26 protein-coding genes are annotated in these 23,654 nt (G+C 62.4%); 20 read left to right on the top strand and 6 right to left on the bottom strand.

Going from position 1 to position 23,654, the window contains the following annotated elements; all coding sequences use genetic code 11:
• Positions 1–29: 29 nt before the first annotated feature.
• Complete coding sequence (locus NKH91_RS02340) at positions 30–254, top strand: hypothetical protein (RefSeq protein ID WP_352845535.1); 225 nt, start codon at positions 30–32, stop codon at positions 252–254.
• A gap of 99 nt (positions 255–353) precedes the next feature.
• On the opposite strand, the gene NKH91_RS02335 is transcribed toward NKH91_RS02340, so the two are convergent.
• Complete coding sequence (locus NKH91_RS02335; RefSeq protein WP_352845537.1) at positions 354–593, bottom strand: DUF680 domain-containing protein; 240 nt, start codon at positions 591–593, stop codon at positions 354–356.
• A gap of 184 nt (positions 594–777) precedes the next feature.
• Complete coding sequence (locus tag NKH91_RS02330; protein WP_352845538.1) at positions 778–1,419, bottom strand: TetR/AcrR family transcriptional regulator; 642 nt, start codon at positions 1,417–1,419, stop codon at positions 778–780.
• A gap of 198 nt (positions 1,420–1,617) precedes the next feature.
• Between NKH91_RS02330 and NKH91_RS02325 the strand changes: the two genes are divergently transcribed.
• On the top strand, positions 1,618–2,319 hold the full coding sequence (locus tag NKH91_RS02325) for a hypothetical protein (RefSeq protein WP_352845539.1): 702 nt from the start codon (positions 1,618–1,620) through the stop codon (positions 2,317–2,319).
• Positions 2,320–2,346: 27 nt separating this feature from the next.
• Here NKH91_RS02325 and NKH91_RS02320 read toward each other — a convergent pair whose 3' ends face one another.
• Together NKH91_RS02320 and NKH91_RS02315 are read right to left on the bottom strand one after the other, a co-directional pair.
• Positions 2,347–2,841 (bottom strand): MaoC family dehydratase, encoded by a 495-nt coding sequence (locus NKH91_RS02320; protein WP_352845730.1) that lies wholly within the window; start codon positions 2,839–2,841, stop codon positions 2,347–2,349.
• A gap of 39 nt (positions 2,842–2,880) precedes the next feature.
• Positions 2,881–3,696 (bottom strand): SDR family oxidoreductase, encoded by an 816-nt coding sequence (locus NKH91_RS02315; RefSeq protein WP_352845540.1) that lies wholly within the window; start codon positions 3,694–3,696, stop codon positions 2,881–2,883.
• Positions 3,697–4,034: 338 nt separating this feature from the next.
• Between NKH91_RS02315 and NKH91_RS02310 the strand changes: the two genes are divergently transcribed.
• Entirely contained in the window at positions 4,035–4,178 is a 144-nt protein-coding gene (locus NKH91_RS02310) for a hypothetical protein (RefSeq protein WP_352484631.1), read from the top strand.
• 34 nt (positions 4,179–4,212) lie between these two features.
• Here NKH91_RS02310 and NKH91_RS02305 read toward each other — a convergent pair whose 3' ends face one another.
• Positions 4,213–5,040 carry a MurR/RpiR family transcriptional regulator gene (locus NKH91_RS02305; RefSeq protein ID WP_023719035.1) on the bottom strand — a complete coding sequence of 276 codons (828 nt, stop codon included), beginning with the start codon at positions 5,038–5,040 and terminating at the stop codon, positions 4,213–4,215.
• 145 nt (positions 5,041–5,185) lie between these two features.
• Here NKH91_RS02305 and NKH91_RS02300 point away from each other — a divergent pair, with 145 nt between their 5' ends.
• The 17 genes from NKH91_RS02300 (at position 5,186) to NKH91_RS02220 (ending at position 23,332) form a co-directional block, all read left to right on the top strand.
• The gene (locus NKH91_RS02300; protein WP_352845541.1) at positions 5,186–6,010 is read left to right on the top strand and encodes an N-formylglutamate amidohydrolase; all 825 of its coding nucleotides are present in this window, start codon (positions 5,186–5,188) and stop codon (positions 6,008–6,010) included.
• 22 nt (positions 6,011–6,032) lie between these two features.
• The gene (locus tag NKH91_RS02295; RefSeq protein ID WP_352845542.1) at positions 6,033–7,589 is read left to right on the top strand and encodes an amino acid permease; all 1,557 of its coding nucleotides are present in this window, start codon (positions 6,033–6,035) and stop codon (positions 7,587–7,589) included.
• A gap of 119 nt (positions 7,590–7,708) precedes the next feature.
• Positions 7,709–9,079, top strand: coding sequence for a glutamine synthetase family protein (locus NKH91_RS02290; RefSeq protein WP_352845543.1), 1,371 nt, complete (start codon positions 7,709–7,711; stop codon positions 9,077–9,079).
• A 137-nt stretch (positions 9,080–9,216) separates the two neighbouring features.
• Positions 9,217–10,605 (top strand): aldehyde dehydrogenase family protein, encoded by a 1,389-nt coding sequence (locus tag NKH91_RS02285; protein ID WP_352845544.1) that lies wholly within the window; start codon positions 9,217–9,219, stop codon positions 10,603–10,605.
• Between the two features lie 42 nt (positions 10,606–10,647).
• The gene (locus NKH91_RS02280; protein WP_352845545.1) at positions 10,648–11,139 is read left to right on the top strand and encodes a DUF2569 domain-containing protein; all 492 of its coding nucleotides are present in this window, start codon (positions 10,648–10,650) and stop codon (positions 11,137–11,139) included.
• Between the two features lie 38 nt (positions 11,140–11,177).
• Positions 11,178–12,350 (top strand): iron-containing alcohol dehydrogenase, encoded by a 1,173-nt coding sequence (locus NKH91_RS02275; protein ID WP_023719041.1) that lies wholly within the window; start codon positions 11,178–11,180, stop codon positions 12,348–12,350.
• 243 nt (positions 12,351–12,593) lie between these two features.
• The gene (locus tag NKH91_RS02270; RefSeq protein ID WP_352845546.1) at positions 12,594–13,700 is read left to right on the top strand and encodes an ABC transporter substrate-binding protein; all 1,107 of its coding nucleotides are present in this window, start codon (positions 12,594–12,596) and stop codon (positions 13,698–13,700) included.
• A 64-nt stretch (positions 13,701–13,764) separates the two neighbouring features.
• Positions 13,765–14,679 (top strand): ABC transporter permease, encoded by a 915-nt coding sequence (locus tag NKH91_RS02265; protein WP_352845547.1) that lies wholly within the window; start codon positions 13,765–13,767, stop codon positions 14,677–14,679.
• A complete protein-coding gene (locus NKH91_RS02260) occupies positions 14,676–15,467 on the top strand; it encodes an ABC transporter permease (protein ID WP_352845548.1) in 792 nt (263 codons plus the stop codon). Before NKH91_RS02265 ends, NKH91_RS02260 begins: the two co-directional genes overlap by 4 nt.
• A 16-nt stretch (positions 15,468–15,483) precedes the next feature.
• Positions 15,484–16,548, top strand: coding sequence for an ABC transporter ATP-binding protein (locus NKH91_RS02255; protein WP_023675358.1), 1,065 nt, complete (start codon positions 15,484–15,486; stop codon positions 16,546–16,548).
• A 342-nt stretch (positions 16,549–16,890) separates the two neighbouring features.
• Positions 16,891–17,277: a class I SAM-dependent methyltransferase gene (locus NKH91_RS02250; RefSeq protein ID WP_352845550.1), complete on the top strand. Its 387-nt coding sequence runs from the start codon at positions 16,891–16,893 to the stop codon at positions 17,275–17,277.
• Positions 17,213–18,004: a class I SAM-dependent methyltransferase gene (locus NKH91_RS02245; RefSeq protein WP_352845551.1), complete on the top strand. Its 792-nt coding sequence runs from the start codon at positions 17,213–17,215 to the stop codon at positions 18,002–18,004. Before NKH91_RS02250 ends, NKH91_RS02245 begins: the two co-directional genes overlap by 65 nt.
• Before the next feature lie 2 nt (positions 18,005–18,006).
• Positions 18,007–18,666: an NAD-dependent epimerase/dehydratase family protein gene (locus NKH91_RS02240; RefSeq protein WP_352845553.1), complete on the top strand. Its 660-nt coding sequence runs from the start codon at positions 18,007–18,009 to the stop codon at positions 18,664–18,666.
• Positions 18,667–18,683: 17 nt separating this feature from the next.
• Positions 18,684–19,856: a glycosyltransferase family 4 protein gene (locus NKH91_RS02235; protein WP_023719048.1), complete on the top strand. Its 1,173-nt coding sequence runs from the start codon at positions 18,684–18,686 to the stop codon at positions 19,854–19,856.
• A gap of 68 nt (positions 19,857–19,924) precedes the next feature.
• Entirely contained in the window at positions 19,925–21,475 is a 1,551-nt protein-coding gene (locus NKH91_RS02230; RefSeq protein ID WP_352845555.1) for a cation:proton antiporter, read from the top strand.
• A gap of 89 nt (positions 21,476–21,564) precedes the next feature.
• Positions 21,565–22,479, top strand: a complete 915-nt coding sequence (locus NKH91_RS02225; protein WP_352845557.1) for an endonuclease/exonuclease/phosphatase family protein — start codon at positions 21,565–21,567, stop codon at positions 22,477–22,479.
• A gap of 7 nt (positions 22,480–22,486) precedes the next feature.
• The gene (locus NKH91_RS02220; protein WP_352845559.1) at positions 22,487–23,332 is read left to right on the top strand and encodes an EamA family transporter; all 846 of its coding nucleotides are present in this window, start codon (positions 22,487–22,489) and stop codon (positions 23,330–23,332) included.
• Here NKH91_RS02220 and NKH91_RS02215 read toward each other — a convergent pair whose 3' ends face one another.
• Positions 23,333–23,644 carry a Dabb family protein gene (locus tag NKH91_RS02215; protein ID WP_352845560.1) on the bottom strand — a complete coding sequence of 104 codons (312 nt, stop codon included), beginning with the start codon at positions 23,642–23,644 and terminating at the stop codon, positions 23,333–23,335.
• Positions 23,645–23,654 lie beyond the last annotated feature (10 nt).

Raw genomic sequence — 23,654 nt, 5'->3', positions numbered from 1 at the left:
CTGCGACAGCGAGCCGAGGGAGAATGCAAATGCCGTCGAACTCCGCGCCGAAGTCGCCGGCCAAGACGCCGGCCGTGCGCTCTTTCGAACACGAGCAGCGCACTGAGACGGATATTGAAGAGGAACTCGAGGAAGGCCTCGAGGATACATTCCCGGCCAGCGATCCGGTGTCGATCACCGGAACGGCCATTCCTGGCGCGCCGGCAAGACCCGGCAAGGCGAAGAGGGTGGCGGGACAGAAGCGTAAGAAGTGATCTGCACGGCGCGATAAGCAGGGCTGAGGCCGGCAAGATGGGCGGGCGGAAATTCCTGCCGCCCTTTCGGTTCATCGCCGCATATTATCGCCGGTCGGCTCAGAAGCTGCTGGGCACGATCCACGGGTCGATGCCGATGCCGAGCCTCGGGCCCTTGCTGCCGGCCTTGTGGGTCGCGGCATCGGCGTTTTCAAGCGATCCGGTCGGCGCGCAATCGAGCTTCACATCGGTCTTGGTGTCGATGCAGGCCGCTTCTTGCTTGGCTGGCTGACTGCTGCCGGCAAATGCCGCGCCAGAGAGCGCCAGCAGGGCGGCGAGCGTGAGAATTGCCTTCTTCATGATCTGTCTCCGGTTCCAGCATTCGTACATGTACGGTATTGCGTACAGATACGCCCAGGATTTAGGGAGTTCAAGTAAAATCGTACATGTACGGAGAAATTGAGCGCAGGAATTGGCGAACGCTTGGCGCCGGAGCGCGGATCGTTCGGAGAAAGATTCTACAGATCGGGAGGAGCGCCGCTCCTCAGCAGTTGACCGGCGGGCCGAGCGGCGCAATCTCGTGCGCGGCGATGGCTTCGAGCATGATGTCGCCGATCCGTGTGATGAACGTCGTCTGGTCGCCGAACGGGTAGAACGGGAAGGTGATCAGCAGCGAGATGGCGCCGTGGCCGACCGCCCACAGCATGGTGGCGATGGCGCGCGGATCGCCCTTGAGCCTGCCGGCGGCAACGCAGGCCTCGACCCTCTCGATCAGCACTTTCATCGCCGGGTTGCCGCTCTGCATTTCGGCGAACGTCTTGCCGGCCGGCGGCCTGACTTTTTCGGTCATGAAGACGGTGCGGTATTCGTTGGGATTCTCGAGCCCGAAGGCGGCATATTCGACCAGCACCGCCTTGAGCGCCTCGATCGGGTCGTCGGCCGTATGATTTGCGATGCGCCTGGCCAGGGTCTCGAAGGCGTTTTCGGCCAACGCGAACAGGATGTCCTGCTTGTCGGCGAAATAGGAATAGACCGACATCGGCGCATAGCCGACGCGCTTGGCGAGCTTGCGGATGGTGAGGCCGTCATAGCCTTCTTCCTGGACAAGCTTGTGCGCGGCGTCGACAAGTTCGGAACGCAGTTCGGCCTTTTGTTTTTCGCGGCGCTCCTGGACGCTTAGCTGCAATTGTTCGACTGCCTTACCTTAAATGACTGATGGCTGGATGCAGCATATATACGCTGTACGGCGTCGGGCAAGGGTGGCACGAAGCAGAAGCTCGACGTCACAAAACGCTGTAACCCGGCAATAAAGCCGGCAACATCGGACTGTTACAGACAAACGCTAATTCCCGGCTCTGCAAGAATTGTGATCTGGGAGGCCAACATGGCCCTGACTGAGCTTTCGTCCGGCGTGCCGGACGTGAACCCGCTTTCCCATCGCGCCAGGATGGCGCTCAGGCGCGTCGTCATGGTCGCATGGCTGGCGATCGCGCTCGGCTTCGCCATGGAGGCTCTCATTCTGACCGTCAGATTTGCGGCAGGTTCCTACCCGGCGACGACGCTGATCCTGATCGAACTGGCGCAAGGCGTGACCTGGTCGTTCTTCGTCTGCGCCGGCGTCAGCCTCGGCACGGCGCTCGCCAAGGTGCGAGCCTCGCTCGGCGGCCTGATCGCCGCGATCTCGGCGCCGCTCGCCATGGGCATCGCCAAGGGGACGCAAAAGGTCATGGTCAGCGCGCTCGATGCGGCGGCAAAGCCGGCCGTTCTCTCGCTCACGACGCTCGGTGTGCTGCGGGCCATAGAATACGGGCTGCTCGGCTGGATACTGGCGTCGCTGGCATCGAAGGAAGAACCCCGTCCGCTCCATTTCGCGCTGGCAGGCGCCCTGATAGGCGCGGTATTCGGTGGCGGCATCACGGTGCTGACGATTGAGACGGCCGCGGCGAACGACGCTGCTCTGGCACTGCCACAGGCTATCGCAACCGGCCTCAACGAGATCGTGTTCCCAATCGGTTGCTCACTGGTCGTCTACATTGCGCTGCAGGTCAGCCGCCACATGAAGTACGTCGCGGCCGAAGCCAAATAGATTTAGGTTCCCAGGCTTGGATGCCAGTCAGACCGCCTCCGGTTGGCGTTCGATCAGCGTCAGGGTCAGCCAGCGCGCGGTCAGCGCCGGCTTTTTCGAGCCCTCGATCTCGATCGTCACGTCGTGCGCAGTCTGCACCCAGCCCGACGGCCTGACCTTGACGTCGGCGAGCACGAAGCGGGCGCGGATGCGCGAGCCGGTTTTCACCGGCGCCAGGAAGCGCAGCGAATCGAAGCCGTGATTGACGCCCATCTTGCTGTTTTCCAGCGGCGGCATGGTTTCGAAGGTCATCGCCGACAACAGCGAAAGCGACAGGAACCCGTGCGCGATGGTGCCGCCAAACGGCGTCTCGCGGCTGGCGCGCTCCGGATCGCAATGGATGAACTGATGGTCGTCGGTGGCATCGGCGAACTGGTCGATCATCCGCTGCGTGACCACCCGCCATGGCGACACGCCGACTTCCTTGCCGACGTTGGCCAGAAGCACATCGAGACTGATCGGTTCCACGCTGATGTCCTCCATCTTCACCCCCGGCATTTCACTCGCCGGATGGCGTGCGTCTCATTCCTTGAACAATGTCAGCCCGTGTTGCACCGACTGCCCGCCATCGATCGGCAGGATGGCGCCGGTGACATAGCTGCCGGCACGGCTGCACAAATAGAGCGTTGCGCCGGCAATGTCATCCGGTGCGCCGATGCGGCCGATCGGAACATGGTTGCCGACATGTCTTGCCTGGTCTTCGGTGCCGGTGGCGAAGGCCGTCATCCGGCTCTGGAAAGGGCCGGGCGCAAAGGCGTTGACGGTGATGCGGCGGGCGGCCAACTCGATCGCCAGGATGCGTGTCAGGTGGTGAACCGCAGCCTTCGAGGCCGAGTAGGAGTAAGCGTCTTCGGCCAACGGCTGCGTGCCCATCACCGATCCCAGATTGATTACCCGGGCCGGGTCGGCCTCGCTGGCAGCGGCCTCGAGCAGAGGCAGCAATTCGCGCGTCACATGGAAGACCGCAGTGACGTTGACGCCGAACACCTTGGCCCAGGCATGATAGGGAAAGCTTTCCAGCGGCGCGCCCCAGGAGATGCCGGCATTGTTGACCAGTATGTGCAGCCGTTCGGTCCGCGCCCTGACCTCGGCGACAAGCGCTGCAATGCCGGCCTCGCTCGCGACGTCGCCGGCGAAACCCTCGGCCCGGCCGGATGCGCCAAGCCCGTTCAACTCGCCCGCTACCTTGGCGCAATCCTCGCCCTTGCGCGAGGCGATCATCACAGTGGCGCCGGCCCTGACCAGAGCGGTCGCCGCCATGCGGCCGATGCCGGTCGCGGCGCCGGTGACCAGCGCCGTCTTGCCGGCGACTGAGAACAGCTCGTCCAGATAGTTCATCGAATTCCTCCGCGCAGTTCACCGCTGTTTGATGGTGGGTCAAGGAGCGGCTTCGCGTCGCCAAGGCTAGCCGAACTTCGATCACCCTTGCCACGGGTAAAGTATCTGGACTGGGGCGAGGGCACGCTTTGCGGCTGAAATGGTTAAGCCCCAGCGGCAAGGTGGTCATTCGGCCGTGACATGGGTCGGATGAATGATGCAGCCGTCCCCCTAAGCGAGCACCTTGGCCAGCGGTTCATTTCGCGCGTGAAGCAAGTCGTCATTACTCCTCCGCCCAAGCCGCAGGCGGATCTTGAGGACTTGGGACGGTAGCCGAGCGATAGGCAGGACTGACGTTCGTGATCGTGGGGGAGCTATGCCTTCCCGAGGGAGCTGTGGGTAAGAAACAACGCATCGTCCTGTTGGCAGCGGTCTTTGCGTCTGTCTTTGGCGTCTTTTTGCTGATCCTGATCCTGCAGATGGTCAGCCTTTTGGTTGACTAGACCCCAACGAAGACCGTTCGCCCGAAGGGCCGCTCTACCGTAGGCTTTCCAACTCGCGGATGCGTTTGGTGCCGTCGGCCTCGAGCTGCCTTGTGACGGCGCCGATCAGCGTTTCGACGACGACGAAAAGGGCGGCGGATGAGTCCCAGGCCGAAGGCACGGCGGTGCGCCCGGCGATGACGTGGCGGGCGAAGCGGGCGATCGGCGACAGCCACTGGTCGGTAAACAGCACGATCTGCACGCCACGCTGGTTGGCCGTCTCGGCGAAGCGGACAAGGCTGTCCTGGTAGCGCCTGATGTCGAAGATCACCAGCACGTCGCGTTTACCCATGTCGATCAGCCGGTCGCGCCAGACGCTTTCCTGCCCGCCGAGGTGAAAAACGTTGGGCTGGATGATGGCGAGGTGGGCGGCCATGTAGCGCGCCAGCGGGTCGGTGAAGCGGCCACCGATCAGGAATGTCTTGCCGCGCCGGTCGGCCAGCTTGGCGACGATGTCGGCAAGCTGCTTATCCGAAAGGTGCCGGAAGGTCTCGCGCATATTGTCCAGCGTCGCTTCCAGCATCGGCGACACGGCGCTGCTGCCCGGCGATGGCGGATTGAGCGTGCGCGAGGCCGGCGACTGCAATTGCGCCGCCAGTTCGTCTTGCAGCGCCGACTGGAATTCCGGATAGTTCTGGAAGCCGAGCCGGGCGACGAAACGCAGGATCGTCGGCGACGATACGCCGGCGGCAGCCGAGAATTCGGCGACCGTCTTCAGCCCGATCAGCGGATAGCTGGCGATCAGCGTTTGCGCTGCGCGCCGCTCGCCGGCCGGCATGGTGCCGATGCGGTCGGAGATCAGTTCGGCAATGCTGGAAACCATGTTTTTCCCCACCCTGGCCGGGCCGTTACCGCATTATCGAAATCGCGTTTGACAAAGCCGGCCAAACTGTATGAAATCATCCGTAGGGACGCAATGAGGCAAAATACGTAACATACGGTACAGCGCTCCCCGGGGACGGCAGACAATGGAGACAGCACGGCCCGCCAGCCTTGCATCGCCTGAAACCGTAAGGGTGACGAACCCCGGCGGATTGAGCCCTTTCGTGCTGACCTGCGACCACGCCTCCAATTTCCTGCCGCCGGAATTCGGAACGCTCGGACTTGCCGCCGAGGAGCTTTCCCGCCACATCGCCTGGGATCCCGGCGCCTTGCCGGTGGCGCGCCGCATGGCCGAGGCACTCGATGCGACGCTGGTCGAAACCTGCATTTCGCGGCTCGTCATCGACTGCAACCGCCCGCTCGATGCACCGGACCTGATAGTGACGGTCAGCGCCAGCGAAAAAACCGTGGTCCCGGCCAATCAGGGGCTTTCGGCCGATCAGCGGGAGGCGCGCATCGCGCTCGCTTGGCGGCCGTTCCACGACCGGATCGCGACGATCATCGACGAGCGCCTGGCGGCCGGACGGGAGACGCGGCTGGTCTCGGTCCATTCTTTCACCCCGGTCTACAAGGGCAGCAGCCGGCCCTGGCATATCGGCGTTATCCACGACGAGGACCGCCGGCTGGCGGCGCCGCTGATCGCGGCGCTGCAGCGGCTCGCCGGCGTCACCGTCGGCGTCAACGAACCCTATTCGCCGGCCGACCGCGTCTATTTCACGCTGGAACGCCATGCCCGCTCGCGCGGGCTGCCCTGCGCAATGATCGAAATCCGCAACGACGAGATCTCCGGCGCAGCCGGGCAGCGGAAATGGGCGGATCTGCTCACGGGTATTTTTCTCAATCTGGAGCCCGAAGCGGCCAAGGCCTCCAGACCAAGCGCAGTCGGAAAGTCAGTTCAATCGGCCAGCTAAGAAACCAAAAGGGGACTAAAAAATGGCAGCACCGGGCTATACTGAAGTTGACAAGGCAGAGGACGTAAAGGTTCTCCACAACATGGGCTATGCCCAGGAACTGGAGCGGCGCCTCAGCCGCTTTTCGAATTTCGCGGTTTCCTTCTCGATCATCTGCATCCTGTCCGGCGGCATCAACTCGCTGGCGCAGGCAACCTCTGGGTCCGGCGGCATCGGAATCGGCATCGGCTGGCTGGTCGGCTGCTTCGTCTCGCTGACCTTTGCCGTCGCCATGTCGCAGATCAGCTCGGCCTATCCGACTGCCGGAGGCCTCTATCACTGGGGCTCGATCCTCGGCAATCGTGGCACCGGCTGGGTGACGGCCTGGCTCAACCTGCTCGGCCTGATCACAGTGCTCGGCGCCATCAATGTCGGCACCTGGACGTTTTTCCTCGGCGCCTTCGGACCGGCGCTCGGGATCGAGGGCACGCTGACCAACCAGATGATCTTCCTGGTCGTCATCACCGGTGCCCAGGCACTGATCAACCATCTAGGCATCAAGCTGACGGCCAAGCTGACCGACTTCTCGGGCTATCTGATCTTCTTCGGCTCGATCCTCATCGCGCTCGTCTGCCTGATCTCGGCCGAAACCTGGGATTTCAGCCGGCTGTTCACCTTCCACAATTATTCCGGCGATGCCGGCGCTGGTGTCTGGCCGTCCGTATCCAATGCCTGGGTATTCGCACTTGGCCTGCTGCTGCCGATCTATACGATCACCGGCTACGACGCGTCGGCGCATACCTCCGAGGAGACCATCAAGGCGGCGAGCTCCGTGCCACGCGCCATGGTGATGTCGGTAATCTGGTCGGCCGTCTTCGGCTATCTGTTCCTCGCAGCCTTCGTGCTGATGATCCCGAATATGGACGATGCGGCCAAGCAGGGCTGGAACGTGTTCTTCTGGGCCTTCGACCAGCGCGTCAGCCCCGGCGTCAAGGAGTTCGTCTACCTCGTCGTCTTCCTGGCACAGCTGCTTTGCGGCCTCGCCACCGTCACCTCCGCCTCGCGTATGATCTTCGCCTTCTCGCGTGACGGCGGCCTGCCGGGTTCCTCGGCACTGGCCAAGGTCAGCCCGACCTACCGCACGCCGGTAGCTGCGATCTGGACGGCATCGATCCTGTCCGTCCTGTTCGTCTGGGGCTCGACGCTGGTTTCAGTCGCCGGCACCTCGGCCTACACCATCGTCGTGTCGTGCACCGTCATCTTCCTGTTCCTCTCCTTCACCGTGCCGATCGTGCTCGGCATGCTGGCCTGGGGAACGCCGAAATGGGACAAGATGGGACCGTGGAACATGGGGCGCGCCATCTTCATGCTGTTCGGCGTGCTTTCGATCCTGTCGATGCTCCTGATCTTCGTCATCGGCATCCAGCCGCCGAACGACTGGGCGCTCTACATCACCGTCGGCTTCTTCATCCTGACGGCAATCGTCTGGTTTGCCTTCGAGCGCAACCGCTTCCAGGGTCCGCCGCTCGGCGACATTATCGCGGCGCGTCAGGCAGCGATCAAGGCTGCGGAACAGGCCGTCGGCGAAACCGGCCACTGAGGCCAGTCCTCCAGCCATGGCCGGCGCCTTGCCGGCCATAGCTTCCCACATCTTCAAAGTGACTTTCCACATCGTCAAAGTGACGAGCCCAAAACGACTAGCGCTGGAGTGCCGTAAGAATGGCCGGAAATTTCTCGTTCGATCAGTTGAAGCAAGCGGTCTCCAGCGGCGAGGTCGACACCGTGCTGGCCTGCATCGTCGACATGCAGGGGCGGCTTGCGGGCAAGCGGTTCCTGGCCCGGTATTTCGTCGATTCCGCGCATGACGAGACGCATGGCTGCAACTATCTGTTGGCCGCCGACATCGATATGGAACCGGTGCCCGGCTACAAGGCGGCGAGCTGGTCGAAGGGTTATGGCGATTTCGTCATGAAGCCGGACCTTGCGACGCTGCGGCGCGTTCCGTGGCTGGAGAAGACGGCGCTGGTGATCTGCGACGTGCTCGACCACCATACCCATGACGACCTGGCGCATTCGCCGCGCGCCATGCTGAAGAAGCAGGTCAAGCGGCTGCAGGAACGCGGCTATATCGGCTATTTCGCGTCCGAGCTCGAATTTTATCTGTTCAGCGAGACCTACGATTCCGCCCGCAGAAAGCACTGGCAAGGCCTCGAGACGGCATCGCCCTATATCGGCGACTACCAGATCGGCATCACCACCAAGGAAGAGGGCGTCATGCGCCGGCTGCGCAACGAGATGGAGGCGGCCGGCATCCCGATCGAGAATTCGAAGGGCGAGTGGGGTCCCGGCCAGGAAGAGATCAATGTTCGCTATGCCGAGGCGCTCGACATGGCCGATCGCCACGTCATCCTGAAGAACGGCGCGAAGGAAATCGCCGAGTCCGAAGGCAAGGCGATCTCGTTCATGGCCAAGTACAATTACGGGCTCGCCGGCAATTCCAGCCACATCCACAATTCGCTATGGAGCGCCGACGGCAAGACGCCGTTGTTCTACGACAAAAATGCTGAGTGGACGCTGTCGACACTCGGCCAGCAATGGGCGGCCGGCCAGCTCAAATATGCCAAGGAATTCACCTGGTTCCTGGCGCCCTACATCAACTCCTACAAGCGCTTCCAGGCCGGCACCTTTGCGCCGACCAAGATCATGTGGAGCGAGGACAACCGCACCGCCGGTTTCCGTCTTTGCGGCGAGGGCACCAAGGGCATCCGCATGGAATGCCGCATCGGCGGTGCCGATTTGAACCCCTATCTGGCTTTCGCCGCGCTGATCGCGGCCGGGCTTGCCGGCATCGATGAAAAGCTTGAACTGCAGAAGCCCTTCGTCGGCGACGCCTACCAGGCCTCGCAGTTGCCTGAAATTCCAAAGACATTGCGCGACGCTACCGCGACGCTGGTGGAATCGAAGATGCTGAGGCAGGCACTCGGCGACGATGTGCTGGAACACTACGTCCACACGGCACACTGGGAACAGTTCGAATACGACCGCCGGATTACGGACTGGGAACTGCACAGGGGGTTCGAGCGGTATTAAATGACCTGGCAATGTCGGCGCCGCCCGTCCCTCACCTTTACCCGCTCGCTGTGAAGAACGGGGCCAACGCCGGTGTTTCGTCCCTTCCAGAGCGGCGTGACCAACGAGAATTATTGTAGAATGCGAGGACCCAAGGCATGACCGAAACGGTCAAGATAAAATCCCCCATCGACGGTTCGATCTATGCCGAACGGCCTCTGGCCACGGACCAGGCGATCGGTGCCGCGGTCGAGCGCGCCAAGGCGGCGCAGGAGAAGTGGGCGCAGACGCCGGTCGTCGAGCGCGGCAAGTACATGCTTGCCATGCTGGAAGCGCTGGTCGCCATGAGCGACGAGATCGTGCCGGAGATCGCCTGGCAGATGGGCCGGCCGGTGCGCTATGGCGGTGAGTTCGGCGGCGTCAGGGAACGCGTCAGCTACATGGTCGAGATCGCCGAGGCGGCACTGAAGCCGGTCATGGCCTCCAACCCGAAGGACAGCTTTCGCCGCTATGTGAAGAAGGTGCCGCTCGGCGTGGTCATGGTGATCGCGCCGTGGAACTATCCCTATCTCACTGCCGTCAACACGATCGTGCCCGCGCTGATGGCGGGCAGCGCCGTCATCCTCAAGCACGCGGCACAGACATTGTTGGTCGGCGAACGGTTTCAGCAGGCGTTCGACGGAGCCGGCCTGCCCAAGGGCCTGTTCCAGAACCTCGTTCTGAACCATGCGCAGACCGAAAGGCTGCTCGGCTCCGGCAAGATCGACCATGTCAACTTTACCGGCTCGGTCGCCGGCGGCCGCGCCATCGAAAAGGCGGCGGCGGGCACCTTCATGACGCTCGGCCTCGAGCTTGGCGGCAAGGATCCGGCCTATGTGCTGCCGGACGCCAAGATGGACCATGCCGTTGCCAATCTGGTCGACGGCGCCTTCTTCAATTCCGGCCAGTGCTGCTGCGGCATCGAGCGCGTCTATGTCCACGAGAAGGTCTACGACGAATTCGTCGAAGGCTTCATCGCCGAGACCAGGAACTACGTCGTCGGCAATCCACTCGACCAGGCGACCACCATGGGGCCGATGGCGCAGGCGCGCTTCGCCGACCTGATCCGCGAGCAAAAGGCGGAGGCGCTACGCAAGGGCGCCAAGGCGCACATCGACACGAAGGTGGCTAACGACAGGCAAGGCTCGCCCTATCTGGCGCCGGAAGTGCTTACCCAGGTCGACCACCAGATGAGCGTGATGCGCGAGGAAAGCTTTGGCCCGATCGTGGGTATCATGAAGGTGCGCAACGATGAGGAGGCGATCGCGCTGATGAACGACAGCCCCTATGGGCTGACGGCCTCGATCTGGACGCGCGACACGGACCATGCGGCGGCGATCGGCGACCGCGTCGAGACCGGCACCGTGTTCATGAACCGCTGCGACTATCTCGATCCGGCGCTGGTCTGGACCGGCGTCAAGGACACCGGCAAGGGTGCGGCACTGTCGGCCATCGGCTACGACAATCTGACCAGGCCGAAATCATACCATCTGCGCGAGGTGATCTAAGGTGGCGATCGGCAAGCCAACGATCGCTGTTGAGAGGGAGTAATGGCGGATACGCAACAATCGGCGCTGCCGGATCGTGAAGGTCCCGAGGGTATCGGCGGCTGGCTTGTCCTGCCGATGCTCGGGTTGATGCTCACCCCGATACTAGGGTTGGTACAATTGCACAATACCGACTATCTCGGCATGTTACAGAACTGGCAGGCCTTCAGTTTGTCCCAAGGTGTGCTGATTGTTGCCGAATTGGTGATATCCGGCATACTAAACCTTACGGCCCCGGCCCTATTATTGTTCTTCATGTTCAAGCGCTGGCAGATATTCCCCCGCTGGTACATGATTTGGGCATTCGCGATGCCGATATATTCCGTTGTCGATTCATGGGCCGGGTATCTGGCTTTTCCCGACAGCTTTCCATCGCTGGACGATGCGTTCGATAAAGAAACGATGCGCGACATTTACCGTTCGGTCTGGGCCGCAGCCATCTGGATTCCGTACATGATGCGGTCAGACCGTGTGGCCAATACCTTTGTGAATTAACAACATCCGAGAGCATGAAAGCAGTCAAGAAGGTCGAAATGACAAAACTCGTTTCCAAATGGAATTACCCGACGACCGTCCGCTTCGGCGCCGGACGCATCAAGGAACTGCCGGAGGTGCTGGCGGCGACCGGCATCAAGCGGCCGCTGTTCGTCACCGACCCGGGACTGGCCAAGCTGCCGGTGGTGGCCTCGACGCTGAAGATCCTCGACGACGCCAAGGTGCCGTATGGCGTGTTTTCCGAGGTCAAGCCGAACCCGGTCGATTCCAACCTGACCGCCGGCATCGCCGTGTTCAAGAAGGGCAAGCATGACGGCGTCATCGCCTTTGGCGGCGGCTCGGCACTCGACCTCGGCAAGCTGATCGCCTTCCAGGCCGGGCAGACGCGGCCGGTCTGGGATTTCGAGGATGTCGGCGACTGGTGGACGCGCGCCGATGCCGATGCGATCGCGCCGATCATCGCGGTGCCGACCACGGCCGGCACCGGCTCGGAGGTCGGCCGCGCCGGCGTCATCACCAATGAAGCGACCCACACCAAGAAGGTCATCTTCCATCCGAAACTTTTGCCTGCGATCGTCATTGCCGATCCGGAACTGTCGGTCGGCATGCCCGGTTTCATCACCGCCGGCACCGGTATGGATGCGCTCGCCCACTGCCTCGAAGCCTATTGCGCGCCGGGCTATCACCCGATGGCCGACGGCATCGCCGTGGAAGGCATCAGGCTGGTCTTCGAAAACCTGCCGAAAGCCTATGCCAACGGCAAGGATCTGGTCGCCCGCGCCAATATGATGAGCGCCGCTGCGATGGGCGCGGCCGCCTTCCAAAAGGGCCTTGGGGCCATTCATTCGCTGTCGCATCCGATCGGCGCGCTCTACGACACCCACCACGGCATGACCAACGCAGTGTTCATGCCCTATGTGCTGGCCTTCAATCGCGAGGCGATCGAGCCGCGCATCGCCCGGCTCGCCGCCTATTGCGGCATCAAGGGCGGTTTCGACGGCTTTGCCAAGGCGATCGTCAAGCTGCGCAAGGAGCTCAAGGTGCCGCACGCGCTGCCCGGCCTGATCAAGGGGCTCGACATGGACAAGAAGCGCAAGGGCCTGATCGCCGACATGGCGGTGGTCGATCCGACCGCCGGCGGCAACCCGGTCAAGCTGACCAAGAAGGCGGCGCTGACGCTGCTCGAAAATGCCATCGCCGGGGCCGTCTAAGACAACTTCCGCATTGGAAATCCGCTTGGGAAAAGAGGCGAAGAAAAGGGGGAAAGGATGAAAGGCAAGGCCGAAATTAGTTAGCCGGAAAAATAACGGCGTAGCGATTGCTACAGCCGGTTAAAAAGAGTTTACTTTTTCGTACTGCAGGGCGTCGCTTTCACAAAGCTTTCATCTGGCTGTCACACGAAAACGATACCGCATCGCAGGCGTCCAACGGCGTCAGTTCAACGGAGAGAACACATGTTCAAATTCACGGGAAAACTGCTTTCCCTTTCGGCCGTCGCCCTGATGGCGACCTCTGCCATCTCGTCGGCCCAGTCCATGGATGAACTGGTCGCCGCAGCCAAGGCTGAAGGCCAGCTCACGGTCATCGCGCTGCCCCATGACTGGTGCGGCTACGGCGCGGTCATCGACGGCTTCAAGGCGAAATATCCGGAACTCACCATCAACGAACTCAACCCCGATGCCGGCTCCGGCGACGAGGTCGAGGCGATCAAGGCCAACAAGGACAACAAGGGCCCGCAGGCGCCCGACGTTATCGACGTCGGCCTGAGCTTCGGTCCGACCGCAAAGAAGGATGGCCTGATCCAGGCTTATAAAGTATCGACCTGGGACTCGATCCCGGACAGCGCCAAGGACGCCGACGGCTTCTGGACCGGCGACTATTACGGCGTGCTTTCATTCCTGGTGAACAAGGACCTAGTCAAGGAAGCGCCGGCCGACTGGGCCGACTTGCTGAAGCCGGAATTCGCCAATACCGTGGCGCTCGCCGGTGACCCGCGCGCTTCGAACCAAGCCATCCAGGCCGTCTATGCCGCCGGCCTTTCCGGCGGTGCGGCTGCCGGCGAAGCCGCCGGCACGGCTGGTCTCGACTTCTTCAAGAAGCTCAACGCCGCCGGCAATTTCGTGCCGGTCATCGGCAAGCCCGCGACGCTTGCCCAAGGTCAGACGCCAATCCTGGTGACCTGGGATTATAACGCGCTTGCCGGCCGCGATACGCTGAAGGGCAATCCGCCGGTCGACGTCGTCGTGCCGAAGACCGGCGTCGTCGCCGGCGTCTATGTTCAGGCGATCAGTGCCTACGCTCCGCACCCGAACGCTGCCAAGCTATGGCTGGAATATCTCTATTCCGACGAAGGCCAGATCGGCTGGCTGAAGGGCTATTGTCACCCGATCCGCTTCAACGACCTCGCCAAGAACGGCAAGCTCCCGGCTGACGTAATGGCCAAGCTGCCGCCGGCCGAGTCCTATGCAGCCGCGGTGTTCCCGACGCTCGACGAGCAGGGCAAGGCCAAGGAAGCCATCACCAAGAACTGGGATGCCGTCGTCGGCGCCAACGTCAAGTAAAACTTGAGACCAGCCGGGCGGCTTAGATCGCCGCCCGGCATACCTCCAGGACGGTAGCCGGCGCATGACCGATATCTCGTTGTCCGATCACGCTGTTGCCGGGAAGACCGCGCCTCCTGCCGACGCCCGCAGCATGAGGCTGCCGACGCAATGGCTTGGCGTTGCGCCTTTCTTCGTCTTCGCCATCATGTTCCTGATCCTGCCGACGCTCTATCTGATGCTGGGCGCATTCCGGAACGATGCCGGCGAATTCACTTTCGAAAACATTGCGGCCTTGGCGCAGCCGTCGATCGTTGCCGCCTATTGGATCTCAATCAAGGTCAGCCTTGCCTCGTCGCTGATCGGTGCTTTCGCGGGGCTTGCCATTGCCATCGCCATCGTGCGCGGCGGGCTACCGGAGTGGATACGCTCGGCGACACTGACCTTCTCCGGCGTGGCCTCCAATTTCGCCGGCGTGCCGCTGGCCTTCGCCTTTCTCGCGACGCTCGGCCGGCTTGGGCTCGCCACGGTGCTGCTCAACGTCTTGGTCGGCTTCAACATTTATGCCCATGGTTTCAACATCCTGTCGTTCTGGGGCCTGACGCTGACCTATGTCTATTTCCAGATCCCGCTGATGGTGGTGATCATCGTGCCGGCGATCGATGGGCTGAAGAAGGAATGGGGCGAAGCGGCGGCAACGCTTGGCGCGACCCAGGCGCAGTTCTGGCGCATGGTCGTCATTCCGGTGATCTGGCCAAGCTTCCTCGGCACCGTCATCCTCTTGTTCGCCAACGCCTTCGGTGCCATCGCCACCGCTTACGCTCTGACCGGCTCCTCGCTTAACATCGTCCCTATCCTGCTCTACGCGCAGATCCGCGGTGACGTGCTGCACAATGCCCATCTCGGCTACGCCATCGCCTTCGGCATGATCGTCATCACCGGGCTGGCCAATGTCTTCTACATCTGGTTCCGGACGCGCTCTGAGAGGTGGCTCAAATGAAGTCCGGCAGATTCTGGGCCTGGATCGTCTTCGCGCTGGGCGCGGCCTATTTCTTCATTCCGCTTATCGCGACCGTGGAATTCTCCATGCGCATGCGGCGCGGTGCGTATTCCTTCGATGCCTATCAGGTCGTGCTCGGCGATCCCCGCTTCCAAGCGACCTTCATCTATTCGGTGGTCGCTGCCATCTTCACCATCGTCCTTGGCGTGCTGGTGGTGGTGCCGGCGGCGTACTGGATTCGTCTGCGGCTGCCGCAACTCAGGCCAATCGTCGAGTTCATCACGCTGTTGCCGCTGGTCATCCCAGCCATCGTTATCGTCTTCGGCTACATCAGAATGTACGGGTCGAACTCGCCGCTGCCGTTCCTGGCCAGCGACACAGGAGCCAATGCCTTGCTGGTCATCGGTTATGCGACACTGGCGCTGCCCTATATGTATCGCGCGGTCGACACCGGCCTTCGCACCATCGACGTGCGGACACTGACCGAGGCGGCGCAGATCCTCGGCGCCGGCTGGGGCACGATCATCACCCGGGTCATCCTGCCCAACGTGCTGATCGCGGTGCTGTCGGGCGCCTTCCTGACCTTCGCCATCGTCATCGGTGAATTCACCATGGCCAGCCTGCTCAACCGGCCTGCCTTCGGACCCTATCTGCAGAACGTCGGCGCCAACCGCGCCTACGAGCCGGCGGCGCTTGCCATCATCGCCTTCGCCATCACCTGGGGCTGCATGTCGCTGATCCAGATCCTGTCGCGCTTCGCGCCGCGATCGGCGAACCGCCCAAACTGACCCGAAGGAAAAAGCCATGACCGAGCCATTCCTCTCAATCCAGCATGTGCGAAAATCCTTCGGCCCCATCACCGTGGTGCAGGATTTCAACCTCGACGTCGAGCCGGGCGAATTCGTCTCTTTCCTTGGGCCATCGGGCTGCGGCAAGACGACGGTGCTGCGCATGGTCGCCGGTTTCGAGGAGCCGTCCGCCGGCAAGATCGTTGTGGCCGGCAAGGACATCACCCGGCTGAAACCCAATCAGCGCAATGTCGGCATGGTGTTCCAGGCCTATGCGTTGTTTCCGAACCTCACGGTGGCGCAGAATATCGGCTTCGGGCTGAAGGTCGCCGGCATGCCGAAGGCCGATGCCGACAGGCGCGTTGCTGAAATGCTCGACATCATCAAGCTGCCGCAGATGGGCGACCGCTATCCCTACCAGCTTTCCGGCGGCCAGCAGCAGCGCATCGCGCTGGCGCGGGCGATTGCGCCCAAGCCAAAACTGCTGCTGCTCGACGAGCCGCTGTCGGCGCTCGACGCCAAGGTGCGCGTGTCGCTGCGCGAGGAAATCCGCTCGATCCAGAAGAAGCTCGGCATCACCACCATCTTCGTCACCCACGACCAGGAAGAGGCGCTGTCGATCTCCGACCGCATCGCTGTGATGTATGGCGGCAAGGCCGAGCAAGTCGGCACGCCGTTCGAGATCTACAACCGGCCGGCAACCAAATTCGTCGCCAATTTCGTCGGCACGCTGAACGTGCTGGAAGGCACGGTCACCGACGCGGCTTCGGGCAAGGTGCGCGTCAACTCGCAAGAGGTCTCGCTTAAGGGCAAGCTCAACGGCTCGAAGTCCGGGGACACGCTGTCGCTGGCGTTGCGGCCCGAGGCGATCTCGCTCGGCCGCCACCCCGGCCGCGACTCCAGCCTTTCGGGTGAAATCGCCGAGGTGCATTTCCTCGGTTCGGTGATCCGGGTGCGCGTCGGCATCGGCGGCAGCACGGTCTCGCTAGACACATTCAACAGCCCGGCAACGCCGCCGCCTGCCGTCGGCGAAAAGGCCGAGATTTCGTTCTCGTCCGGCGACATGCTTGTGCTGCATTGAGGCAGTTCTGGAAAAACTGTTCCACATTTTCCTGGGATCGCCTTCAGGCGATCCGCCAATAGACAGGCGGATTTGCCTCGGCGCGAGCAAAAGAACCGGATCTGCTCAGACCCAAGCTTGGTAGCGTGACAATTGTCGATCGGACGAATATACGGAGGTCGCGACGGTGTGATTTCCTGTGCTCCACATTTAGTCAGGGAATGTTGCAATCGCGGTCAATCTCATACGTCAAAAGAGACAAGCAGACCGCCAAGGGAAACCCGCTGGGGAGTGAAGATTGATCCTTGAATTGGAATTGTCTGCAGCCGGTTTTGTGACCTGCAGTTTGGGACATTTTGGCTGATGGGCTCCAGCAATTTCCTGGACTCTGAAGACGCTGTGCGCAGGTTGCCTGGTCATCCGGAACAGGCCGACTTGGCGCGCGCAGCGTATTTCCATCAACTGAAATCGATGCCGGCGCGCCGCCATCATGGAAGTGCCGAGTTGCGCCGCAATTTGCCGAAGCAGCTTGGGCGAGCCTTTGATCTCGGGGTGGGCAATGGAATCCTGTCTCTTGCGTCGGCGGCCGATGGATGGCAGGTCACGGCGGTTGAGCCGGACCCTAGCGCGTTGACCGGAACTGATGCGATTCGGGCGCCCGCCAGAAACACCGGTACGCGCATTGATGTCGTCGAAGCCGGTCACCTGGTATCGTTCATTTGTGAAAAGGAAGATCGTGATGTCGGCTAAAGGGGTCGAAGAAGCGCGGCCGATAACAGTCACTGATACCGCGGCTGACATCTACTCGGACAGTCAGTACCTTGCCAACAATCCTGACTGGCATCTGGCCGATACAGCCTGGAAGGCGCGCGAGATCGCAAACATCCTGGAGCGCAACAATGTTGTCTGGCGCGACGCCGTCGAGGTCGGCTGCGGCAGCGGCGGCATCGTCGGCAAATTGGCCGCGAAATATCCGGGCAGACCTATTCATGGATACGATATTTCCGAAGACGCAGCAAAACTCTGGCCGCTGCAAAAGGCGTCTGGCGCGATCTTCCACCACGAGGATTTTCTGGCGACCAAGTCAGTGCATGACCTTGTCATGCTGATCGACGTCTTCGAACATGTCGAAGACTATATGGGCTTTTTGCGGGCACTGCGCCCGCACGGCCGCTATCACGTTTTTCATATTCCTTTGGACCTTCACGTCCAGGGACTGGTTCGGCGAGCTTACATGCACGCACGTCAGAAGGTGGGGCATCTCCATTATTTCACGCGCGAGACCGCGCTTGCGACGCTTGAGGACACGGGTTACACGGTAGTCGATTGGCACTTTACCGACGTGGCGGGCGAGGCCAACGTTTCCACGAGGCCTCTGCGCACCAAATTGCTCAATCCAGTGCGCAAACTGATAGGCAGCGTTGCCCCCGCTACCAGCGCGCTGCTGCTGGGCGGCTTTTCCCTCATGGTGCTCTGAACGTGGTCGGCACCGAGATCGTCCTCGATGCTGCTGAAAAGGCTGGTGTCGGAACGGTCGTGCTGGCGTCCAGCGGCGCGGTGTACGACTGGGTCGATGCCCCGCTCGACGAGGATGCGACCAGGACCTGGCCTTGCGACAACTATGCTCTGTCCAAGCTGACCAATGAAAGCCAGCTTCGTTTCTGGGCCGACAGGACCGGCGGGAGGGGGCGTGTGGCGCGCATCTTCAACACCATCGGCCATGACGACCCCAATGCGCTTCTCATTCCCGATATTCTCAACCAGCTCTACAATGCCAAGGGCCAGGCCAGGATCGCATTGGGCAATCTGAAACCGCGGCGCGACTACATCCATGCGGAGGATACCGCTGCCGGGGTGGCGGCTTTGGCCGGCGACACCGGTGAGGCGAGTTTCGATGTCATGAATATCGGTTCCGGCAGGGACGCATCGGTGGAGGAGCTTGTTCGCCTGATCGGAGCGGCGATGAAGGTCGATATCGAGATCGTCGAGGACAAGGCGCGCTTACGCAGGGTCGACCGCGCAACGCAACTGGCCAAGGTGGACAAGATCGGAAATCGAGTTGGCTGGTCCGCCAAGATCGAACTTCCAGCCGCCGTGGCCGATATCGTGCGCGGGTTTCCTTTCAAAAAGGCAGGCTGAGGCATCGAGGGGCGAAGATGATTACCGCGGGCTTCACGCTCATCGGCCGAGGCAACTGGTCAGGTGGGGAGACCTACCTGCGCAACATGCTCGGCGTTATTTCCAGCGAATTGGCCGGGAAGTTGCAGGCCAAGCTGTTCTTAACTCCGGCGCAGGCAGAAAAGATCGGCACATCGATGGATGCTTTCCTGGCCGCGCCGCCGATCGTCGATGCGAAGGTTGCTGATTTTGGCCGCGGTCGCAACGCCATCCGGGCGCTGGCCAGCGGCAGCGACGCCGATGCGGCACGGATACTAAGCCACGAAGGCGTCGACGTGGTGTTCGAGCCGGCGCAGTTCTACGGCAACCGTTTTCCGATTTCTGTCGTATCGTGGATTCCTGACTTCCAGCACCGACACTTGCCACACCTGTTCTCGCGCTCCATGTGGTGGCGTCGCGATTTGGGATACCGTCTGCAGACGTCCGGCAAACGCATCATCCTGTTGTCGAGCGATGACGCCAGGCGGGACTGCGAGACGTATTATCCCGCAGCACGCGGCAAGACGGCGGTCGTTCGGTTTGCAATCGATCTTGATCCGGCCCCGCATATAGCAAGGCAGGCGGAGGTGATCGCACGGTATGAACTGCCGCAGCGTTATTTCTACCTACCGAACCAGTTCTGGTCGCACAAGAACCATGGGCTTGTGATCAAAGCATTGGCGCACATATCGGCAAATGGCGGGCTTGATAAGGTTGCCCCCGTGATCTTGACCGGGCGAACCGAAGACCCGCGCAATCCCCGACATTTCGACCAGTTGCTGGCTAGCGCCAGGGAGGCCGGCGTGTCGGGTCATTTCCGTCATCTGGGCCTTGTGCCTTACGAGGATGTGTTCGGCCTCAACGCTGCTTCCGATGCTCTCATCAATCCTTCGCTGTTCGAGGGCTGGTCAACCACGGTCGAGGAAGCCAAGGCGCTCGGCACACGGATGCTCCTCTCGGATATCAGCCTTCATCGGGAGCAGGCGCCAAACGCGACGTTCTTTCCGGTCGACGATGCCGTGGCGTTAGCGTCCGCCATGGTCACCATGTCTCAGGGACCGGCGCGAACGCATGAAAAGGCCGAAAAGCTGCGTGCCGATCATGCGGCGCGTCGCCAGATGTATGCGGACGCGCTTCTTGGAGCATTCCAGCGCGCCGCCGCAGTTCGCTGACCGCCCTCAGTCATGATCGAACCGTCCAGGCCCCTGCCGTCGGTCGCTTTTCACGGTTATAACTGGGCATGGCGCTTTTTGAACTGACCCTTGTTCTTCTCCTGGCCGCGGTCGCCCTGACGGCGTTGTCACGGCGTCTGCAGATTCCCTATCCTTCGTTGCTGGCGCTGGCCGGCGCCGGCATAGCCTTCCTGCCGTTTGCACCGACCATCGAGATCGACCCGGAGCTGGCGCTCGCTCTGTTCATCGCGCCGGTGCTGCTCGACGCGGCCTATGACACGTCGCTGCGCGATCTCAACCGCTACAAGGTTTCGCTCATCCTGCTGGCGCTCGGCGCCGTCATCTTTACCACCGTGACCGTGGCATTTGTCGGTTGGACGATGGCAGGCCTGCCCATTGCCGCGGCCATAGCACTTGGGGCGATCGTGGCGCCGCCCGATGCCGTCGCAGCCGCGGCCGTGCTCGGACAGTTCAAGGTGCCGCACCGCATCACCGCCATCCTGGAAGGCGAGAGCCTGCTCAACGACGCCACGGCGCTGTTGATCTACAGGATGTCGGTTTCCGCAGCCGCCGGCTCCATCCTGTTGAGCAGTGCCGTACCAATGATCCTGCTGTCGACGGTCGGCAGCCTTGCCGCAGGCTATGTGCTCGGCCGGTTGTCTCTCGCGATACTCGGCCGCATCGACGACCCGGCGAGCGGCACCGTGGTGCAATTCGCCTCAACGTTCGGCGTCTGGATCCTGGCCGACAGGATAGGGCTTTCCGCCATCATCACGATCGTCGTCTATGCCATGACGATCGCACGTACGTCGCCGCGCCGCATGCCGGCAAGGAATCGTGTCAGTTCCTACTCGGTCTGGGAGACGGCGGTGTTCGTGCTCAATGTATTGGCCTTCGTTCTGATGGGACTTCAGGCACGGTTGATCGTCGGCCGCCTTGCTGAGCAGGGGCAGGTCGAAGCATTCATCTTCGCCGCAGCCGTGCTGGCTGTCGTCATCGTCTCGCGGCTGGTCTGGGTGCTGGGCTGTGGCGCGATCCTCAGAAGGCTGGCACGTCTGGGCGATGAGGACAGGCGGAGAGACGCTCCGACATTTCGCGGCGGCGTGCTCATCGGCTGGTGCGGCATGCGCGGCCTGGTGACGCTTGCGGCAGCCTTCGCCTTGCCGGCCGATTTTCCCGGCCGCGACCCGATCGTGCTCGCCGCTTTCACTGTCGTGCTCGGCACGCTGGTGCTGCAAGGCGTCAGCCTGAAGCCGTTGCTGCTTCTGCTCAATTTCGACCCCGACCAGACCGTCGACCGGGAGGTCGCGCAGGCGCGCGTCGCCATCATGCAGGCGGCGCTGGACGTGCTGAGCGGCAAGACATCGAGTGCGGCAGGGGCGGTGCGCGAGCAATATGCGGCGCAGCGCGCCATCGCCGAAAACCCGGAGGATGCCCAAGCCGCGACCGAGTATGACAGATTGCGTCTTTATGCCATCAAGAGCCAGCGCGATGCGCTGGAGCGTTTGCGCATCGACGGAACGATCGGCGACGAAGCCTACCACCGCCTCGAGGAAGAAATCGACTGGTCGGAACTGGCAGCATCCCCGCCCGGTCGGTTCCAGCCGCTGACCACTTAGCATCTGGCCCAAGCTCCCTCCGCCCGGCTGCACATTGCAAGGCTGTCAGCGAACGGCTACTGCCAGCAGGAAACTGAGCCGGATAAGCAATGAAGCTGGTCAGCTACAACATCCAGTACGGCTTCGGCAGCGATGGCCGCTACGATCTGGCGCGCTGCGCCAAGGTCGTTGCCGGCGCCGACATCATCGCCTTGCAGGAAGTGGAGCGGCACTGGTTGCGCAGCAACGAGGACGACCAGCCGGAACTTCTTTCGCAATTGCTGCCCGACTATCATTGGGCCTATGGCCCGGCCTTCGACATAGATGCCAGCCAACGGCGTGAAGGCCGCGTCGTCAACCGCCGGCGGCAATTCGGCACCATGCTTTTGTCGAAGCTGCCGATCGTCTGGTCGCGGCTGCACACGCTGCCGCTCAGGCGCACGCTGCGGCCGCTCAACACCCGGAATGCCGCACTTGAGTGCATGATCCGCACCCCCACCGGCCCGGTGCGGTTCTTCTCGCTGCATCTGGCGCATATCGCGGCCGAGGAGCGGCTGGAGCAGATCGAATACCTGCTCGCCGAGCATGACCGGGCGCCGTCCGAGGGCGGACCATGGAGCGGCGCCGACGATGAGCCGGCGCGCAACTGGAGCAATGGCGAACAGGAGCCGGAAAACCCGCTGGCGGCGATCTGGATGGGCGACTTCAACATGGAGCCGGGCAGCGCCGAGTACCGCCGCATCGCCGGCAGCGCGCCCTATCATCGCGGTGCCGCCTATCTCGACGGTTTTGTCGATGCTGCCGCCGTCGCCATGGAACCGACGGCGGATTTCCACACCCATGTGAAGACCATCGACGGCAGAGTGGCAAAGCGCCGGCTCGACCATTGCTTCGTCGGCGGCATGTTTGCCGGGCGCGTGCGTTCGGTCAGTGCCGATGTCGGCCAAATCGCCTCCGATCATTTTCCGCTCTGGGTCGATATCGACATGGAAACGCCGGTAGCCACCGGGATCGGCGGCGGATGAGCCGCCGATGAGCCTGTTTGTCTTTTTCGCGGTGCTTGCCGCTGCGGCCATGCATGCGATCTGGAACGCGCTGGTCAAGGTCCATCTCGACCGTTTCCTGTCGATTACGCTGATGACGACCGGCATGGGTGCCGCCGCGCTGGTGACGTTGCCTTTCGTCGAGGTGCCGAAGCCGGAAGTGTGGCCATACATCCTCGCCTCGGTTGTCTTCCACATGGGCTACAGGACGTTCCTGATCGGTGCCTACAAGGCCGGCGATTTCGCCCAGACCTATCCGCTGGCGCGCGGCACCGCGCCGCTATTGGCTGCTTTGGGGGGCATTGTGGTTGTGGCCGAGATGCCGGCGCCGCTCGCTATCGTCGGCATCGTCTTGTTGTCGGCGGGCACGCTGGTGCTGTCGTTTCGCGGCGGCGCGCATCTGGAGAAGTTGAACCTGCGCGCCGTCGGCTTCGCGGTGGGCACATCGATCTTCATCGCCAGCTATACGCTGTCGGACGGCAGCGGCGCGCGGCTCGCCGCCACCGCGTCGAGTTATGCGGCCTGGCTGTTCGTCTGCGACGCGCTGTGGGCGCTGGTGCTGTGCGTCGTCTTTCGCGGCCCACGGGCGCTGCCGGAGCTGGCGCGCGACTGGAAGGCGGGAATCTATACCGGCGTGCTCAGCGGCGGCGCCTACTGGATCGTGATGTGGGCGATGACCAAGGCGCCGATCGCCTCGGTGGCGTCGCTGCGCGAAACATCGATCCTGTTCGCCATGATGATCTCGGTGTTCGCGCTCGGCGAGAAGATGACGGCATGGCGAGGTGCTGCGGTGCTTAGCATCGTCGCCGGCGTCGTTGCGCTGAGACTGGGATAGTCACGCGATCTCCAGGTCGCACACTATCAGCCCGTCCGTGCCACCTTCGAGCGCCGCGACCAGTCTCGCGCCGGCTCGCTGGTGCGCTTCATGCTCCAGATAGGCATCGCGTGCCGCCGCATCGCGAAAGTCGATGGTGAAGCCGTGCGTGAAGCCGCGGGCGAAGGGTTCTGGGCTGGTGTTGGCGCTGAACTCGACCTTGCCCATGCCGTCGATCACCGGCCGCAACGCTTCGAGATCGCCATGGATTGCCGCGCGCTCGGCGGTGGCGACATCGTTGCGGAATCTGACGAAAACACAGTGCCTGATCATTCTTTGTCCC

This window comes from Mesorhizobium sp. M0894 (genome assembly GCF_040319725.1).
Lineage (GTDB): Bacteria > Pseudomonadota > Alphaproteobacteria > Rhizobiales > Rhizobiaceae > Mesorhizobium.
This window is presented reverse-complemented; position numbering and strand designations above follow the sequence as displayed.